Genomic DNA, 16,635 nt, shown 5'->3' on the forward strand with positions numbered 1-16,635 from the left:
CCGCCGTTCGCGCGCGTCGGCGCACCGCTTCCCGCCGTACGGGGAACCGCCCGGCCCCGGCCCGGTCCCGGGTCAGCCGCGGTACACGCGCAGCTCCGTCACCTCGTACGACATCTCCGCCGTGCCGGGCTCGGGCGCCGGGTGGTAGCGGCCCGCGCACACCGAGAGGTTCACGATCAGATAGGCGCGCCAGGAACGCCCCACCCCCCGGCGGTCGTCGAAGGCCCGCGCGCCGTTCACCCACCACACCACCGAGCGCGCGCCGAACTCGACCCGGAAGTCGATCCACGCCCCCGGTCGGACGGCCGGGTCCCGGAAGTAGTGGTGGCGCCCCCGCACCCGGTTCGACAGTTCGAGCAGGTCCGGGTTGTCGGGGTGGTACTCGAAGACGTCGATCTCCTGGCCGCCGTCGCGCCAGGTCCAGATCGCCGGCCAGGCCCCGATCTCCACCGGCAGCCGCACCCGGGCCTCCAGGACGTCGCCCGTGCGCACGAGGAACCCCTCGGGGCTGCCCTCGGTGGTGAGCAGCCCGGCGGTCCAGCGCCCGTCGGGCCGGGGGGTCGCCCGGAAGACCCCGCTCCTGCTGTACGCGGGATCGTCCGTGAGGTGGTCGAGCTTGTTGTCGCCGGGGTTGGTCGGACCGCCGTGGGGATAGGCCCAGGATCGGCCGGCGACCCACTGCTCGGCGGAGGAGAAGTCGGCGTCGAGCACCAGGTTCCGGGGAGGCCGCGCCTGGCCGGGCACCCCCGTCCCCGTCGGTGTCCCGGTCCCCGGGGGCGGCCCCGTGCCGGAGCCGGAACCCGCGCCGCGGCGCAGCAGTCGGTCGAAGAAGTCGGACAGCACGGCTCGCTCCTCTCGTCCCACGGGCGTCCATCGGCCCACCGACGATCTGCCCCGCCCCACCCGGGATAACCACGGAGGGTCACCGCGTGGCGACAAGTCGTCACCTCGCTCCATCGTGTTTCGCCGCGCCCCGGCAGGTGCGAGAGGGGAAGGAGGGCGGCCGGACCGCCCACGCCGCGGCCGGGCACGCCGCCGTCGGCCTCACCGGGACGGCGGCACTCGAACACGCCGCCCAGGGGGTACGTATCAACGCCGTCGGCCCCGGTCGCGTCGACACCCCCCTCCTCGCCGGAATCGGCCGGGAGGCGTACGGCGCCCGCGCCGCCCGCTGAGCCACCGGAAAGAGCGAGAGAGCAGAGGACACACCGTCATGAAGGCACTCCAGTACCGCACGGTGGGCGCCCCGCCCGAGGTCGTCACCGTCCCCGACCCGGAGCCCGGCCCCGGCCAGGTCCTCCTCAGGGTCACCGCCGCCGGCGTCTGCCACTCCGACATCGCCGTCATGAGCTGGCCCGCCGACCAGCTGCCCTTCCCGCTGCCCCTGACCCTCGGGCACGAGGGCGTCGGCACCGTCGAGGCGCTCGGCGCGGGCGTCGAGGGGTTCGCCGTCGGCGAGCCGGTCGCCGTCTACGGCCCCTGGGGCTGCGGCGCCTGTTCCATGTGCGCGCAGGGCAAGGAGAACTACTGCCTGCGGGCCGCGGAGCTGGACATCAGGCCGCCCGGCCTCGGCGCCCCCGGCGCCATCGCCGAGTACATGGTCGTCGACAGCCCCCGCCACCTCGTCCCGCTCGGTGGCCTCGACCCCGTGCGGGCCGCGCCGCTCACGGACGCGGGCCTCACCCCGTACCACGCCGTCAAACGCTCCCTGCCGAAGCTCGTCCCCGGCAGCACCGCCGTCGTCATCGGCACGGGCGGGCTCGGCCACGTCGCCATCCAGCTGCTGCGCGCCATGACCGCGGCCCGGGTCGTCGCCCTGGACGTCACCGAGGAGAAGCTGGCCCTCGCCCGCGCCGTCGGCGCGCACGAGACCGTGCTCTCCGACGCGTCGGCGGCGGCCGCGGTCCGCGAACTGACCGGCGGCCGCGGCGCCGAGGTCGTCCTCGACTTCGTGGGCGCCCCGCCCACGGTGACCTCGGCGGGCGCGATGGCCGGGGTCGAGGGCGACGTCACGATCGTCGGCCTCGGCGGCGGCGCCCTGCCCGTCGGCTTCGGCTCCCCGGCGTACGAGGTCTCCGTGGCCTCCCCGTACTGGGGCACCCGCGCCGAGCTGATCGAGGTGCTCGACCTGGCCCGCGCCGGCGCCGTCGACGTCCACGTGGAGACGTACGCCCTGGACGACGCGCCGAAGGCCTACGAGCGGCTGCACGAGGGGCGCGTCGAAGGACGCGCGGTCATCCTGCCCAACGGCTGACCGCTCCGCGGGGCCCGGGACCGGCGCGCGCGAGCGGGCGGCCCCGGGCCCCGCGCCCTCACGAGACCATGATCGTCCAGGCTCCGAGGAGCGACGCCGCGTACAGCAGGACGCCGACCGGCAGGTACACCCACGGGGTGCGCCCGCGCCGCGCCGCCCACAGGCCGAAGCCCACCGAGACCGCCACCGCGAGCGCGAGCCCGACCCAGGGCAGCGCCCACATCGACAGCAGCCCGAAGGTGGTGCACACGAGTGCCGGGTTGTGGGGGCCGCAGCTGTCGGTGGCGAAGATCGAGACGTAGAAGGCGAGCCCGTCGAACGTCGCCCCCAGCGAGGCGAGGACCGCGACCGTCACCAGGTACCCCGTGGGCGTCCTCCCGCGCCGACCACCGGGAAGGCCCCGCCCCGGAGGGAAGCCGTACCCCGGAGGGAATCCCTGCCCGTGGGGAGAGCCCTGCCCGTATCCGTGAAAAGCCATCGCCCGCCCCGCCCCGCCCCGTTCCTCGTCCGCGCACGCCGTACGGACACGGTAGGAGCGGCCGGGGCGGCGGGGATGAGCACGCGTACTCAACTCCCTTGTGCGCCCCGTGAGTGCGCGTGCCCGGGACCCCTCATGGCCTTGCCCCGCCCCGCCCCGGTCGCGTAACGTCCTGCGACGTGAACACCGGACCGGCTATACGCCACACACGGACGGGCGACCCGGTGGACGACTGACGGCTCGGCGGGTGTGCAGGACGCACCCCCGCCGTTCGACACGAGGACCCCCCGGTGCACGTGCACCGCGAGTCCTTTTCCCTGTCGAACAAGAGCGAGGTCATCCCCATGGCAGTCACCTTCAACCACACCATCGTCGCGGCCAAGGACCGGCACGAGTCGGCGCGTTTCTTCCGGGAGCTGCTCGAACTCCCCGAAGCGCCCTCCTGGGGTCCGTTCGTCAACGTCCAGCTCCCCGACGGCGTACTGATCCAGTTCGCCGAGCCCCCGGTGGAGATCCAGATGCAGCACTACGCGTTCCTCGTGGACGACGAGCTGTTCGAGCGGGCCTACGGGCGCCTGTGCGAGCAGGGCGTCGAGCACTGGGCCGACCCGCAGATGAAGCGGCCCGGCGAGACGAACACCGAGCACGGCGGCCGGGGGGTCTACTTCAAGGACCCCGCGGGCCACGCGATGGAACTGATCACCCGCCCGTACCTGTAGGAACCGCGCGCCGCCGGGGACGGCCGAGGAATTCCCCGTCGCGCGCCACGACGACCCCGCCGTGGACCACCACGTCCCGGCGGGGCATGTCGACCACCACCTGCGGCAGGCACTCGCCCCGCACGAGGACGAAGTCGGCCGGGGCACCCGGCTCCAGGTCGGCGCGGGCGAGGCCCATGACGTCCGCGCCGCCGTGGGCCGCGACCCGGTAGCACTCCGCCAGTTCCTCGTCCAGCCGCACGTCCGTCACCCGGCCCAGGACGTGCGCGCGGTGCAGCATGTCGGCGTCGCCGAACGGGCTCCAGGAGTCGCGCACGCCGTCCGAACCGAGACCGACCCGCACCCCGTGCTCCCGCAGCCGGGCGATCGGCAGCACCAGGGAGTCGGACGGCGCAACCGTCGTGAGGGCGATGTCCTGCTCGCCCAGGTCGGCGGCGATCGAGCCGAGTTCGCGGTCCGAGAGGCCGGGCAGACAGAAGACGTGGCTGACGGTCACCTTGCCGGCGAGGGACAGCGCGCGGGTGCGCTCCACGATGCCGCGCACGGCCCTGAGGCCCGTCTCGCCGCGGTCGTGGAGGTGGATGTCCACGTCCACGCCGTGCCGGTCCGCGATGTCGAAGACCAGGTCGAGCTGCTCGTCCGGGGCGTGGTCGAAACCGATCGGGTCGATGCCGCCGATCATGTCCACCAGGCCCTCGCGCGCCGCGCGTTCCAGGAGCGCCGCCGTGCCCGGGGCGCGGACCACGCCGTGCTGCGGGAAGGCCACGATCTGCACGTCGAGGGCGTGGCCCAGCCGCTCGCGCGCCTCCGCGATGCCCTCCGCGCCCGCCAGGCCGTAGGCCGGGGCCACGTCGGCGTGGGCGCGCATCGCCCGGGTGCCCCGGGCGACGGCGTGGCTCATCAGACCGTACGCGCGTTCCGCGACGGGCCGGCGCTGGGCGCGGAACAGCTCCACGTCCTGGGCGGCGTAGTCCGCGATGCCGCTCGCCGGCTTCCGCGACACCCAGGAGCCGCCCCAGGTCGTCTTGTCGGGGTGGATGTGCGCGTCCACGAGGGACGGCAGGGCGATGCGGCCGCCGCCGTCGACGACCTGCGCGCCGCGCGGCGCCGGACCGGCCGCGATCCGGCCGTCGACGACCACCAGGTCCGTGGGCCTCGCCGCGCCGAACGGGCGCACGTCGCGGAAGACCACGGCCGCGCCGGGGGAGGACGGGGAGGGCTGCACGGGGGCTCCTTCGACATGGGGCATCGACTTCCAGTTTTGTATACCAAACCATCTGGAGCGACAAGAAGAATGGTCGCCAGATCACGAAAAGTCGGGTTCTTGTAGAGGGGAGAGCAAGGGATGGGTGAGTGAAGGTCATTTAGGTATACAAAAAATCAGGCGCCGAAGAGCGACCGCAGCGCGACCGCCCGGCTGTCGCGCACGTGCAGCAGCGTGCTCGCCGCCGCCGCCTCCGGGTCGCCCGCGGCGATGTGCCGGTACATCTCGGCGTGCTGGGCCCGCATCTGCGCGGGCTCCTCGCGCAGCCCGAACAGCAGCCGCAGCTGCCGGCTCAACTGCTCCATCGTGCGGGCGAGCAGCGGATTGCCCGCCAGCGCCACGACCTCCTCGTGGAACGCCGTGTGCGCCGCCACCTCGCGGGCCCCCTCGTCCTCCTCCGCCGCCGACTCGGCCTGCCGGAGGGCCGCCTCCAGAGGGGCGAGCCTCCCGCCGGCGCCCGCCGCCACGGCCCGCGCCGCGAGCCGCGACGCCTGGACCGCGAGCGGTTCCCACACCTCGTACAGGTGCTCCACGTCGACGCGTTCGAGCCGGCGCACGCGCACGCCGCTGTGCGGGAGCAGTTCCAGGAGGCCTTCGGCGACCAGGGCGCGCAGCGCCTCGCGCACCGGTACGCGGGACATGCCCAGCTCCTCGGCGACCTCCCGCTCCACCAGGCGGGCGCCCTGCTCGTAGCGCCGGTCGACGATCCGCTGGAGAACGGCCTCCCGCGCCCGCGCGCCGAGGGAGGCCGAGCCGGCCCTGCCCGGGTCCGCCGCCTTGTCCGTCACCCTGTCCGCCTCTTCCGGTCTCCGCGGCCCCCGTCGGGCGCGCCCGGGGCGAGGATACGTCGGGCCCCGGGCGGTCCCGGATATTCGCGTGCGCCCGGCCCGCCCCGGTGATGGGATCGACCGATGCGACAAGAGACCTCCACCGCATCCGCCGTATCCACCGCATCCGGCGCGCCCGCCACACCCGCCGCGTCCGAGATCCCCATGACGGTCGACCGCGGACAGTTCGCGGACGCGGTCACCCCCTGGGAGGAGGAGGACTGGCGCGCGGCCGCCCTCGCGTGGGCGGAGCGGGCCCTCGTCCGGCACGGACTGCGCGAGACCGGAACCCGCGAGGTCAGGATCCGCCCCTGGTCGATCCTCGTGCGCCTCCGCACCGGGCCCGGAGAGCGCGACGCGGTCTGGTTCAAGGCCGGCGCGCCGGACAACGCCTTCGAGGCCCCCCTCGGCGACGCCCTCTCCCGGTGGGTGCCCGACCACGTCATGACCCCGCTGGCGGTCGACGCCGAACGGGCCTGGTCGCTGCTCCCCGACGGCGGTCCCCTCTTCCGGCACGTCCTGGACGCCGGCGACGCGGGCCCCGACTCCTGGGTCCTGGCCCTCGCCCAGTACGCGCGCATGCAGCGGGCGCTCGCCCCGCACACGGACCGCATGACCGCCCTCGGCGTGCCCGACGCCCGCACCGCCCGGCTGCCCGCCCTCTTCGACGGGCTCGTCGCGGACAACCCCACCCTGGACCCGGCCGCCCGCCGCGCCCTCGTGGCCGGCCGTCCCCGCCTGCTCGACTGGTGCGCGGAGCTCGACGCGTACGGCGTCCCGGACTCGCTCGACCACTGCGACCTGCACGACGGGCAGGTGCTCGCCCCCGCCCCCGGCCGCTTCACCTTCTTCGACTGGGGCGACGCCGCCGTGGGCCATCCCTTCGGCAGCCTCCTCGTCCCCGCCCGCGCCGTCCTCGAACGGTACGGACCCGAGCACGCGGGCCGGCTGCGCGACGCCTACCTGGAGCCCTGGACCGACCTGGGGCCCTCCCTCCCGGAGCTGCGTCGCGCCGCGGCGCTCGCCACCCGCCTCGCCGCCCTCGGCCGGGCGGCCTCGTGGTTCCGCCTCTTCCCCGGCACCCCGACCACCGGCTGCGCCGAGGCCAGTGCCCACTGGGTGGGGGAACTCTTCGCGGAGACCACGGTGTTCGAGGACGCCGGGGTCTGAGGGCGGGGAGCGGGAGGGGCGGGGCGCGGCGGTCGTACGGCGGTTCGGTCCGCCGCCGGCCGGGGCGTGGCGGACCGTCGGTCCGCCGGGACGGGCCGCGCCTGTGGTACTGCCTTACGGAGACGCCGTGACATTCGTCCCGTAATGCCGTGAAAGGTGCCGCCCGTGTCGCAGGAAGAAGAGAGGCCGGAAGGCCGCCGGAAGGGCGCCGCACGGGCGAGGAGCCGGGGACTGCCGGTGCTGCCGACCCTCCTCGTCCGTTCCGACCGCCGCCACCACGCCCGTACCGACCGGATCGTGTTCGGGGTCGCCGCCGTCCTCACCCTGGCCTTCGTCGTCTGGGGAGCCACGGCCACCGAGAGCCTGCAGGACGTCTCCAGCTCTCTCCTCGACGGGCTGATCCGCGACGGCGGCTGGGCGTTCATGCTCGCCGCCTCCGGCTTCGTCGTCTTCGCGCTGTGGCTCGCCGTCAGCCGCTACGGCCGGATCACCCTCGGCCGGGAGGACGAGGGCCCCGAATTCCGGACCGTGTCCTGGATCGCCATGATGTTCAGCGCCGGCATGGGCATCGGCCTGATGTTCTACGGCGTGAGCGAACCGCTCGCCCACTACGGCACCCCGCCGCCCGGCACCCACCCCGTCGACTCGGCCGAGCGGATGCAGACCGCCATGGCCACCACGCTCTTCCACTGGACGCTCCACCCGTGGGCGATCTACGCCGTCGTCGGCCTCGCCATCGCCTACTCCAGCTTCCGGCGCGGGCGCCGCCAGACCATCAGCGCCGTCTTCGTCCCGCTGATGGGCGAGAAGCGGGCGTACGGCGGTCCCGGCCGGGTCATCGACATCCTGGCCATCTTCGCCACCCTCTTCGGCTCCGCCGCCTCCCTCGGCCTCGGCGCACTCCAGATCGGCAGCGGCTTCGAGGAGCTGAACTGGATGGAGAAGACCGGCACCGGCCTGCTCGTCGCCATCATCGCGGTCCTCACCGTGGCCTTCGTGCTCTCCGCCGTCTCCGGCGTGGAGCGGGGCATCCAGTGGCTCTCCAACATCAACATGGTGCTCGCGGCGATCCTCGCCGTCTTCGTCTTCGTGGCGGGCCCCACCATCATCGTGCTCGACCTGCTGCCCACCTCGATCGCCGCCTACATCGGCGACCTGCCGCAGCTCGCCGGCCGCACCGAGGCGACCAGCGGCGACAACATCCACGACTGGCTGGGCAGCTGGACCGTCTTCTACTGGGCGTGGTGGATCTCCTGGACGCCCTTCGTCGGCATGTTCATCGCCCGCATCAGCCGGGGCCGGACCATCCGCCAGTTCGTCGGCGGGGTCATCCTGGTCCCCAGCACCGTCAGCCTGATCTGGTTCGCCATCTTCGGCGGCACGGCGATGAAGCTCAGGGAGCAGGGCGAACTGGCCGGGGAGGACACCCCCGAGGGACAGCTCTTCGGCGTCCTCCAGGAGTTCCCGATCGCCGGCACCATGAGCCTCCTCGTGATGGTCCTCGTCGGCATCTTCTTCGTCTCCGGCGCGGACGCCGCCTCCATCGTCATGGGGACGCTCTCGCAGCGCGGCTCCTTCGAACCCACCCGGCCCGTGGTGGTCTTCTGGGGCGTGGTGACCGGCGCGGTCGCCGCGATCATGCTCCTCATCGGCGACGGCCAGGGCGACGCCCTCGCGGGCCTGCAGAACCTCACCATCCTGGTCGCGGCGCCGTTCGTGCTCGTCATGATCGGGATGTGCGTGGCGCTCATGCGGGACCTGCGCAGGGACCCCCTCATCGTGCGCGGCGAGATGGGCGAGGAGGCCGTCGAACTCGCCGTGATCGCCGGGCACGAGAAGTACTCCGGGGACTTCGAGCTGCGGATCGGACCCGGGGAGGGGGAACCGGGACAGGACGGCCGCTGACCGGAGCGCGGGAACCGGGAGGCCGCGGGTCGGGCGCGACCCGCGGCCTCCCGGCTCCTGCGGGACGGCGAGTCGACGACCACGGCGGCCGGCACCGGCACCAGTCGCAACCCGGGGACCGGCAAGCGGGTGACGCGGCCCCCGCGGCGTCCGGGCCGCCCACGGAGGCGCTCAGGTGGGATCGGCGGTGAGGTCGGTGGAGCGGAGCAGCCGCAGGAAGGCCTTCAGGCCGGTGATGATCTCCTCGTTGTCGGTGAGCCGGTTCACCGTCGCCTCGAACTCGCGGGCCAGGGCCGCGACGCCCCGGTCGGTCCGCTCGGCGCGCTCGTGCGCGGAGAGTCCGACCGCGTCCACGGTCCGCCGCAGCTCGGCCAGGGCCCGGTACTGCTCCTCCGCCTTGTCCTGGAGCACCGTGGCACCTGCCTCCAGGGCGGCGACCCGCTCCCGCAGCGCCACCACGTCGTCCCGGGGGTACGTCACCTCCCTGAGCAACGTGCCGAGCCTGCCGCGCAGTCGGCCGAAGTACGCGCCGGCCGGCCGGAAGGCCGTGCTCAGCAGGAAGAACCCGGCGCACCAGTACGCCGCCTCCCGGCCGGTCGCGAGGGCGACGGCGAGCACGGCGCCCGCCGTCGCCACGTGCCCGGCGACGGCGACCCGCAGCATCACGCGCGCGATCCGCCGCGCCTCGACGTCCCGCTCCCCGGAGACCACGAGGCCCTTCTCGCGGCTGACCGCGATCTCGGCGAGGACCGCGTGCGCCCGGAAGTACAGGTTCCACGGCGCCGTCAGGAGCAGCAGGAGCCAGAGCAGCCCGAGGACGCCCGCCCCGACGGCGAGCACCGTCCCGGGCGGCGCCCCCACCGCGTACGCCAGGACCAGCGCCCCGACCGCGAGACCCGCCACCGCGAACGCGCCCACGACCCTGCTCATGCCGTCCCCCTCCGGACCGGTGCACGCGAACCCGTGCACACCTGCGGTCATGGTCCCGCCGCAACCGGCCCCCGGCATGAGTACCGCTACTCAGAAAGGGACCGGGACCCCCTCAGTAACGGCTGTTCATGACCGTGCGCACCTCCGCGAGCGTGGCGTCCGCCACCGCCCGGGCGCGCTCGTTCCCCTCCCGCAGCACCTCGCGCAGATGCGCCCGGTCCCGTGCGTACGCCGCGCGGCGGGCCCTGATCGGCGCCAGGTGTTCGTTGACCGCCTCCGCCACGGTCCGCTTCAGCGCGGCGGCCCCGCCGGAGCCGATCCCGTCGGCGACCTCCACGGGGGTCCGGCCCTGACAGAGGGCCGCCAGGAGCAGCAGGGAGGACACCTCGGGGCGGCGGACCGGGTCGTACGCGATGTGGCGCTCGGAGTCGGTCTTCGCGCCCCTGATCAGCCGGACGGTCTCGTCCGCGTCCGCCGCGAGGGTGACGGCGTTGCCCCGGCTCTTGCTCATCTTGGTGCCGTCGGTGCCGAGCAGCAGCGGCGCGTCGGAGAGCAGCGCCTCGGGCTCGGGGAACACCCCGTCCCCGTACCGGGCGTTGAAGCGGCGGGCGATCGTCCGCGTGACCTCCAGGTGCGGCAGCTGGTCCTGGCCGACCGGGACCAGGTTCGCCTTGCAGAAGAGGATGTCGGCCGCCTGGTGGACGGGATAGGTGAACATCAGGCCGCTGACGGCGGACTGCCGGGAGTGGGCGATCTCGTCCTTGACCGTGGGGTTGCGGTTCAGCTCGGCCACGGACACCAGGCTGAGGAAGGGCAGCATCAGCTGGTTGAGGGCGGGGACGGCGCTGTGGGTGAAGATCGTGCTCCGCGCCGGGTCCACCCCGATCGCGAGGTGGTCCAGGACCAGTTCCTCGACGTGTCCGGGCAGGTCGTCCGCCACGTCCCGGTCGGTCAGGACCTGGTAGTCCGCGACGATCACGAACAGCTCCACGCCGAGGTCCTGGAGCCGGACCCGGTTGTGGAGCGTGCCGAAGTAGTGCCCCAGGTGCAGCCGCCCGGTGGGCCGGTCGCCGGTGAGGACGCGGAACCGCCCCGGACTCCGGCGGACCTCCTCCTCCAGGGCGGCACTGCGGACCCGCGCGTCGGCCGTGACGGCGGAGGGAACGGGGGCGGGAAGGACGGTGGTGTTCACGGGGTCTCCCGGTGGGTCGTCGACGCCGCCGAACGACCGGACCCCGATCCGGGACATGCGAAAAGGGCCGTTCGTCCGAACGGCCCTTGGGTCATGCGTGAGGGGTGGCCGCTCCTAGGAGGAGCGCCACCGGCTCAGACACGACGAAGAACGCATGCGCCCACCGTACAGCCTTCCGGCCCGGCCGGTCCTCAGGCCAGGACGACCGGCAGGTCGAACAGGTCGTTCTGGGTGACGACCGGCTTGTTGCGCAGCTCCTCGCGCGGCACCGCGAGACGCAGCTCGGGGAAGCGCGCGTACAGCGCGGGCAGCGCCACCGACGCCTCCAGGCGGGACAGCGCCGCGCCCGGGCAGACGTGCGGGCCGTGGCCGAAGGAGATGTGCCGGTTCGGCGTGCGGGTCACGTCGAAGTCGCCCGCCGTCGGGCCGAACTGGGCCTCGTCCCGGCCGATCGCGCCGAACGACACGATCAGCCCCTCGCCCTTGGGCAGGACCCGGTCGCCGACCTCGATGTCCTCGGCGGCGAACCGGATCAGGACGTGCGAGGTGGGCGTCGACCAGCGCAGGGTCTCCTCGATCACGTTCTCCCACGGCACCTCGCCCTTGAGCACCAGGTCGCGCTGCTCGGGGTGGGTGCTCAGGGCGACCACGGCGTTCACGATCAGGCTGATGGTCGTCTCGTGGCCGGCGGCCACCATCAGCTGGAGGGTGTTGGTGATCTCCTCCGTGGTGAGCCGGTCGCCGTCCTCCGACGCCTCGATCAGCGCGCTCGTGAGGTCGTCGCCGGGCGTCTCCTTCTTGCCCGCCACGATCCCCGAGAACAGGGCGCCCAGGTCCGCCATCATCTGCGGCACCTCCTCGGGCGGGGTCTGCGTCGAGAAGAACTTGTCGAACAGCTCCTTCATCCGCGGCTGGTCGGCCCGTTCGACGCCCATCAGTTCGCAGACCACGTTCATCGGCAGCGGGTACGCGAACTCCGCCTTCAGGTCCACGGTCTCGCCCGCCGGACGCTCGGCGAGCCGGTCCAGCATCTCCGTGGTCAGGGCCTCGATGCCGGCGCGCAGCCGCTCCACCCGGCGCGCGGTCAGCGCCTGCGCGACCAGACCGCGCAGCCGCCGGTGCTCCTCGCCGTCCACGGTCAGCATCGACTTCCCGGGGTTGGCCAGGCCGATCAGCGGCCAGTCCAGGGGTATCTCGCCGCGCTGCCAGGCGCCCCAGACATCGATGTCCTTGACCAGCCGGGGGTCCGTGAGCAGCTTCCGGGCCTCCGCGTGGTGGGTGACGGCGAAGCAGGGCACACCGCCCGGCAGGACGACCCGGGCGAGCGGCCCGGCGGCGCGCAGCCGGGCGCTCTCGCCGTCGAGGTCGGTGACGAACGGGTCGAGGTCGATGACGTCGGTGCCGGACGCGGCGGTGTGGTCGTACGGACAGCTCATCCGAGGGCTCCAAGGGCGGGGGTCGGTGTGTAGGTCACGGGAAGCGCGGTCAGGCCGCGCAGCCAGGGGGAGGCGCGGCGGGCGAGGGACTCCGGGGCCACCGCGAGGTCCACGTCCGGCAGCCGGTCGAGCAGCACCTCGATGCCCGTCCGGGCGATGGTCTCGGCGACCTCCTGCGCGGGGAACGGGCAGCGGTGCTCGCCGTGCCCGAAGGACAGGTAGGCGTTGTTGCCGCCGGTGAGCGCGCCGGAGTCGGCCCGTACGTGCGGGTCGGAGTTGGCGGCGGCCAGGCCGAGCAGCAGCAGGTCCCCGCCGCCGATCCGGCGCCCGCCGAGGTGGGTGTCGCGCGAGGCCCACCGCCCGGCGACGTTCTGGGTGGGGGTGTCCTCCCACAGCACCTCGTTCATCGCCTCGCCGACGCTGTGCCGGCCGCCGGACAGCGAGGCCGCGAACCGGTCGTCGGTGAGCATCAGGCGCAGCGAGTTGCCGATCCAGTCGGCCGTGGGCTGGTGGCCGGCGGCCATCATCACCATGAGGTCCTGGGCGACCTCCTCGACCGTGAAACCGGCCGTGTTGGCCAGCATCCGCGAGGCGACGTCGTCGCCCGGCGCCTCCGCCTTGGCGGCGAGCAGCCCGAACATGGACTCGCCCAGGTGGCGCTGGCCCTCCAGGGCGCCCTCCTGGCCGTTGATCATGTCGTTCATGGCCTTGACGAGGCCGGGGCCCTGCTCGTCGGCGAAGCCGTAGACGCTGGCGAGGACCCGGACCGGCAGCAGCATCGCGTACTCGGCGATGATGTCGCAGGAGCCCTTGCCGCACAGCGCGTCGATCAGCTCGTCGGCGAACCGCTCGGCGCGCGCCCGCAGGACGAACGGGTCGATCGCCTCCAGGGCGCCCGAGACGACGTCCGCGCGCTCGCGGTGCCGCTCGCCGACGGTGTAGAGGATGGACGGCTGCTTGCGCCCGATCATGGGCAGCAGCGGCCAGTCCGCCGGGATGCGGTCCCACTGGTTCCACAGGTCGGAGTCGCGCGAGAAGAGCACCGGGTCGCTGGTGACCTGGTGCAGCTCGCGGTAGCCGAGGACCAGCCAGGCGGGCACGTCCCCGTCCAGGACGACCGGGGCGACCGCCCCGTGCTCCCGGCGCATCTGCCGGTACAGCTCGGTGGGGTCGGTCTGGAACCGGGGACCGCCCAGCGGGACGGGCCGGGGCTCGGAGTGGGGCACGGGGCAGGTCACGGGGCGGGCTCCGGGATGGGCTGCGGCGTCGGTTCCTGGGCGACGACGGACTGCAGGTGCTCGACGAGCGTGATCAGGACCTGCTTGCTGGACTCGCGCGACCGGGCGTCGCAGAAGACCAGCGGGACCTCGTCGGCGAGGTCGAGGGCGTCGCGGATCTGCCCGGCGGTGTGGGCGGGGCCGCCGAAGTCGTTGCAGGCGACGACGAACGGCGTGCCGTGGTGCTCCAGGCGGTCGATCGCGTACCAGGAGTCGGCGAGCCGGCGCGTGTCGACGAGCACGACCGCGCCGAGCGTCCCGGAGAACAGCCGGTCCCAGAGGAACCAGAACCGCTCCTGGCCGGGCGCCCCGAACAGGTAGAGGATGTTGTGGGCGTCCAGCGAGATCCGGCCGAAGTCGAAGGCCACGGTGGTGGCCGTCTTCGCGGCGACGCCGGCGGTGTCGTCGACGCCCTCGCCCGCCTGCGTCATGGTCTCCTCGGTGTTCAGCGGACGGATCTCGCTGACCGAGCGCACCATGGTGGTCTTGCCGACGCCGAAACCGCCGACGACGACGATCTTCAGTCCGTTGTCGGCGGTGCTGTGCAGGGTCTGGCGCTGTTCAGAGGTTACGGAGTCCAACGAGCACCTGCTCCAGGATGTCGTGATCGGGAAGGCGGTACGACGCGCGGGGGTGCCGTGCGCTGATCCGGCCGGTGTCGTGGAGGTCGGCCAGCAGGATCCGTGTGATGGACACCGGCAGGCCGAGTCCGGCCGCCACTTCCACCACGGCCGTGGGGAAGCGGCACATGCGCAGGATCGCGGCGTGCTCGGACTGCATGCCGGGGACCGGGTCGCTCTCGGCGACCACGAGGGTCACCAGGTCGAAGGCGTCGGACCCGGTACGGCTGCGGCCGCCGGTCAGGGTGTAGAGCCGGTCGGGGGAGTCGTCCCTGCCCGGCCTGGATCGGCTCATCCCCGGGGCCTCGCGACCAGGTACTCGCCCAGCTGCTCGACCAGCTCGGACATGTTGTGGCCGACGAGTCCGGCGTCGGCGTCCTCGTCGGCGACGAGCGCGAGGTGGGCGCCCTCGCCGGCCTCCACGATGAACAGGATGCCGCCGTAGAACTCGGCCATCGCGGAACGGACGCCGCCCGTGCCGTCGCCGAACTCCACGGACGCACCGTGCGACAGGCTCTGGATGCCGGCGGCGATCGCGGCGAGCTGGTCCGCCTGGTCGACGGAGAGCTCGGGGGTACGGCAGAGCTTGAGGCCGTCACGGGAGAGCACCAGGGCGTGCCGGGTGCCCGGGGTGCGTTCCAGCAGGCCCTCCAGGAGCCAGCTGAGCTTCTCGTCGGTGGTGGTGCCGGTCATTTACGGGGTGCCTTCCGGGTGCGGGGAGTTCGAGGACGGCGACGTCCGGGGGGCGGACGTCCGGCCGGCCTGGTCGGACGGGACGGGCGGGGCGGCGGGGGAGCCGTCCACCGCCGGGGAGGTGCCGGACGCCTGGGGGACGTCGGACGCCGGAGAGGTGCCGGACGTCGGAGAGGCGTCGGATGCCGGAGGGATGTCGGCTCCGGTGCCGGCTTCGGACCGTTCGGCGGCGCGGACGGCCCGGCGGAAGGAGCCGAAGCGGGACGCCGCCCCGGCCGCCGCGCCGCTGCGCGGACCGGCCGCGCGGGGCTTCGGGGCGGCGTCGGGCCCCTCCGGGTGGGCGGCGGCGAGCGCCCGGCCGCGACGGCGGCGCGGCAGGCCGCTCTCGCCGAACTGCGGGTGCTCGCCGGTGCTCTCGTCGGCGGTGCCGTGCGCCGTGTCGGCCTCGTGCACGGTCTCGGGCTCCTCGGCCCGTGCCGCGGCGGGGGCGGGCGACGGGGTCCCGGCCGGGGTCCGGCCGGGCGCGGGAGCGGACAGGCCGCGCCCGGAGACGGGGGGCAGTACGGCGGCGGGCGCGGCCAGCGTCTCCGCGGGCACGTGGCTGATCAGCTCCTGCGGGACCATGAGCAGGGCGCCGGTGCCGCCGCGCGCCGAGGGGCGGAACGACACGGTCAGGCCGTGCTTGCGGGCCAGCCGGCCGACGACGGCCAGGCCGAGCCGGGTGCCGGACAGGCCGGCCAGGTCCTGGTGCTCCGCGCCCACGGCGGTCTCGGCGCGGCGCAGCTGGACGTCGCTCATCACCAGGCCGCTGTCCTCCACCGCGATGATGACGCCGGCGGGGACCTCCTCCACGTAGACGTGGACCTCGGCGGTGGGCGGCGAGAAGTTGGCGGCGTTGTCCATGAGTTCGGCCAGGGCGTGCATGACGCCCTCGGCGGCGTGGCCCGCCACGGCCGCGTCGCTGCTGGAGTGCAGCCGCACCCGCTGGTAGCCGGCGATCCGGCCCATGGCGCCGCGCAGGATCGACTCCATGACGATCGGGCGGGCCCAGCGGCGGCCGGACCGCGCTCCGGTCAGCACGGCGACGGAGTCGGCGAGCCGGCCCGCCTGGGCGGTGCGGTGGTCGAGGTGGAGGAGGTCCGTCAGGACGTCCTCGTCGGCGTGCCGGTGCTCCATCTCCCGCAGGTCGGCCAGCATGCTCGTGGCGAGCGCCTGCATGCGGCCGGCCGCGTTGGCGGCGGCGGCCATGGCGGCGGACCGGCCGGACTCGGCGCGGCGCAGCCTCTCCTCCAGGCGCGCGACGTCGGCGGTCCGGGCCCGGGCCAGCTCCGCCGTCTCGGCCGCGTGGGCGCGCACCAGTTCCTCGGTCCGCGCCGCGCGGGCCGCCTCGGCGGCCGCGGTGTCCGCCGCGTACCGCTCCCTCAGGACCGCGGTCTCCCGTTCGGCGGAGGCCGCGGCCGCGGAGGCGTACGCCTCGCGGGAGGCGAGCTCGGCGGTGAGCGTCTCGACCCGGCGGCCGAGGGCGCGCGAGGTGCGCCCGTACCAGGTGACGGCGAAGGCCGAGGCGGCGAGCAGCAGGACGCAGCAGACGGCGAACCAGGCGAGCGCGGGGCGGACCCCGGCCGGTGCCGCGGCGGTCGCCGCCGCGGCGAGCGCACCACCTGCGGCGGCTGTCAGCAACGAGGCGAGCAGGGCGGGGCGGAAGGGGGTGGACGGCGCCGACATCAACCAGACTCTCAGAACGGGCACGCGGGAAGGGAGTCGCAACGACGGCACTATAGATGCGTTGTTGATCAGTTAGGAACTGGCTTGATCGGATCGGCACCCAGGTAAAGGTTTAACTGTCCCATTTATGCGATCAAAAGTGATC

The 16,635-nt window shown here is 73.9% G+C and carries 16 protein-coding genes and 1 pseudogene; 5 read left to right on the forward strand and 12 right to left on the reverse strand.

Annotated features, from left to right (window positions below; all coding sequences use genetic code 11):
- Nucleotides 1-72: 72 nt before the first annotated feature.
- On the reverse strand, nucleotides 73-744 hold the full coding sequence (locus CP977_RS31820; RefSeq protein WP_062760477.1) for a LamG domain-containing protein: 672 nt from the start codon (nucleotides 742-744) through the stop codon (nucleotides 73-75).
- A 257-nt stretch (nucleotides 745-1,001) separates the two neighbouring features.
- Between CP977_RS31820 and CP977_RS35015 the strand changes: the two are divergent.
- Nucleotides 1,002-1,148 (forward strand): annotated as a pseudogene (locus tag CP977_RS35015) (SDR family oxidoreductase); the annotation flags it as partial.
- A gap of 65 nt (nucleotides 1,149-1,213) precedes the next feature.
- Nucleotides 1,214-2,254 (forward strand): NAD(P)-dependent alcohol dehydrogenase, encoded by a 1,041-nt coding sequence (locus tag CP977_RS31830; RefSeq protein WP_062759988.1) that lies wholly within the window; start codon nucleotides 1,214-1,216, stop codon nucleotides 2,252-2,254.
- Between the two features lie 58 nt (nucleotides 2,255-2,312).
- Here CP977_RS31830 and CP977_RS31835 read toward each other — a convergent pair whose 3' ends face one another.
- Nucleotides 2,313-2,609, reverse strand: a complete 297-nt coding sequence (locus CP977_RS31835) for a hypothetical protein (RefSeq protein WP_062759989.1) — start codon at nucleotides 2,607-2,609, stop codon at nucleotides 2,313-2,315.
- A gap of 467 nt (nucleotides 2,610-3,076) precedes the next feature.
- Between CP977_RS31835 and CP977_RS31840 the strand changes: the two genes are divergently transcribed.
- A complete protein-coding gene (locus CP977_RS31840; protein ID WP_062760478.1) occupies nucleotides 3,077-3,451 on the forward strand; it encodes a VOC family protein in 375 nt (124 codons plus the stop codon).
- Here CP977_RS31840 and CP977_RS31845 read toward each other — a convergent pair.
- Both CP977_RS31845 and CP977_RS31850 read right to left on the reverse strand, forming a co-directional pair.
- The gene (locus tag CP977_RS31845) at nucleotides 3,432-4,700 is read right to left on the reverse strand and encodes an amidohydrolase (protein WP_062759990.1); all 1,269 of its coding nucleotides are present in this window, start codon (nucleotides 4,698-4,700) and stop codon (nucleotides 3,432-3,434) included. The two genes, CP977_RS31840 and CP977_RS31845, sit on opposite strands and share 20 nt — an antisense overlap.
- A 131-nt stretch (nucleotides 4,701-4,831) precedes the next feature.
- Nucleotides 4,832-5,503 carry a GntR family transcriptional regulator gene (locus tag CP977_RS31850; RefSeq protein ID WP_062759991.1) on the reverse strand — a complete coding sequence of 224 codons (672 nt, stop codon included), beginning with the start codon at nucleotides 5,501-5,503 and terminating at the stop codon, nucleotides 4,832-4,834.
- 204 nt (nucleotides 5,504-5,707) lie between these two features.
- Here CP977_RS31850 and CP977_RS31855 point away from each other — a divergent pair, with 204 nt between their 5' ends.
- Together CP977_RS31855 and CP977_RS31860 are read left to right on the forward strand one after the other, a co-directional pair.
- Complete coding sequence (locus CP977_RS31855) at nucleotides 5,708-6,712, forward strand: aminoglycoside phosphotransferase family protein (RefSeq protein ID WP_152371311.1); 1,005 nt, start codon at nucleotides 5,708-5,710, stop codon at nucleotides 6,710-6,712.
- Nucleotides 6,713-6,949: 237 nt separating this feature from the next.
- Nucleotides 6,950-8,617, forward strand: coding sequence for a BCCT family transporter (locus tag CP977_RS31860; protein WP_234363888.1), 1,668 nt, complete (start codon nucleotides 6,950-6,952; stop codon nucleotides 8,615-8,617).
- A gap of 171 nt (nucleotides 8,618-8,788) precedes the next feature.
- On the opposite strand, the gene CP977_RS31865 is transcribed toward CP977_RS31860, so the two are convergent.
- From CP977_RS31865 to CP977_RS31900, 8 genes are all read right to left on the reverse strand, one after another.
- Complete coding sequence (locus CP977_RS31865) at nucleotides 8,789-9,547, reverse strand: hypothetical protein (protein ID WP_109184978.1); 759 nt, start codon at nucleotides 9,545-9,547, stop codon at nucleotides 8,789-8,791.
- Between the two features lie 112 nt (nucleotides 9,548-9,659).
- The gene (gene trpS / locus CP977_RS31870) at nucleotides 9,660-10,739 is read right to left on the reverse strand and encodes a tryptophan--tRNA ligase (protein WP_244412642.1); all 1,080 of its coding nucleotides are present in this window, start codon (nucleotides 10,737-10,739) and stop codon (nucleotides 9,660-9,662) included.
- Between the two features lie 191 nt (nucleotides 10,740-10,930).
- Complete coding sequence (locus tag CP977_RS31875) at nucleotides 10,931-12,175, reverse strand: cytochrome P450 family protein (protein ID WP_109184726.1); 1,245 nt, start codon at nucleotides 12,173-12,175, stop codon at nucleotides 10,931-10,933.
- Nucleotides 12,172-13,413, reverse strand: a complete 1,242-nt coding sequence (locus CP977_RS31880; RefSeq protein ID WP_062759994.1) for a cytochrome P450 — start codon at nucleotides 13,411-13,413, stop codon at nucleotides 12,172-12,174. The genes CP977_RS31875 and CP977_RS31880 overlap by 4 nt, the downstream gene beginning before the upstream one ends.
- On the reverse strand, nucleotides 13,410-14,033 hold the full coding sequence (locus CP977_RS31885) for a GTP-binding protein (protein ID WP_062759995.1): 624 nt from the start codon (nucleotides 14,031-14,033) through the stop codon (nucleotides 13,410-13,412). The genes CP977_RS31880 and CP977_RS31885 overlap by 4 nt, the downstream gene beginning before the upstream one ends.
- Nucleotides 14,014-14,367 carry a DUF742 domain-containing protein gene (locus CP977_RS31890; RefSeq protein WP_062759996.1) on the reverse strand — a complete coding sequence of 118 codons (354 nt, stop codon included), beginning with the start codon at nucleotides 14,365-14,367 and terminating at the stop codon, nucleotides 14,014-14,016. The genes CP977_RS31885 and CP977_RS31890 overlap by 20 nt, the downstream gene beginning before the upstream one ends.
- Complete coding sequence (locus tag CP977_RS31895; protein WP_030690508.1) at nucleotides 14,364-14,765, reverse strand: roadblock/LC7 domain-containing protein; 402 nt, start codon at nucleotides 14,763-14,765, stop codon at nucleotides 14,364-14,366. Before CP977_RS31895 ends, CP977_RS31890 begins: the two co-directional genes overlap by 4 nt.
- On the reverse strand, nucleotides 14,766-16,490 hold the full coding sequence (locus tag CP977_RS31900) for a sensor histidine kinase (RefSeq protein WP_152371313.1): 1,725 nt from the start codon (nucleotides 16,488-16,490) through the stop codon (nucleotides 14,766-14,768).
- Nucleotides 16,491-16,635 lie beyond the last annotated feature (145 nt).

It is taken from the genome of Streptomyces cinereoruber (assembly GCF_009299385.1).
Classification (GTDB): domain Bacteria; phylum Actinomycetota; class Actinomycetes; order Streptomycetales; family Streptomycetaceae; genus Streptomyces; species Streptomyces bikiniensis.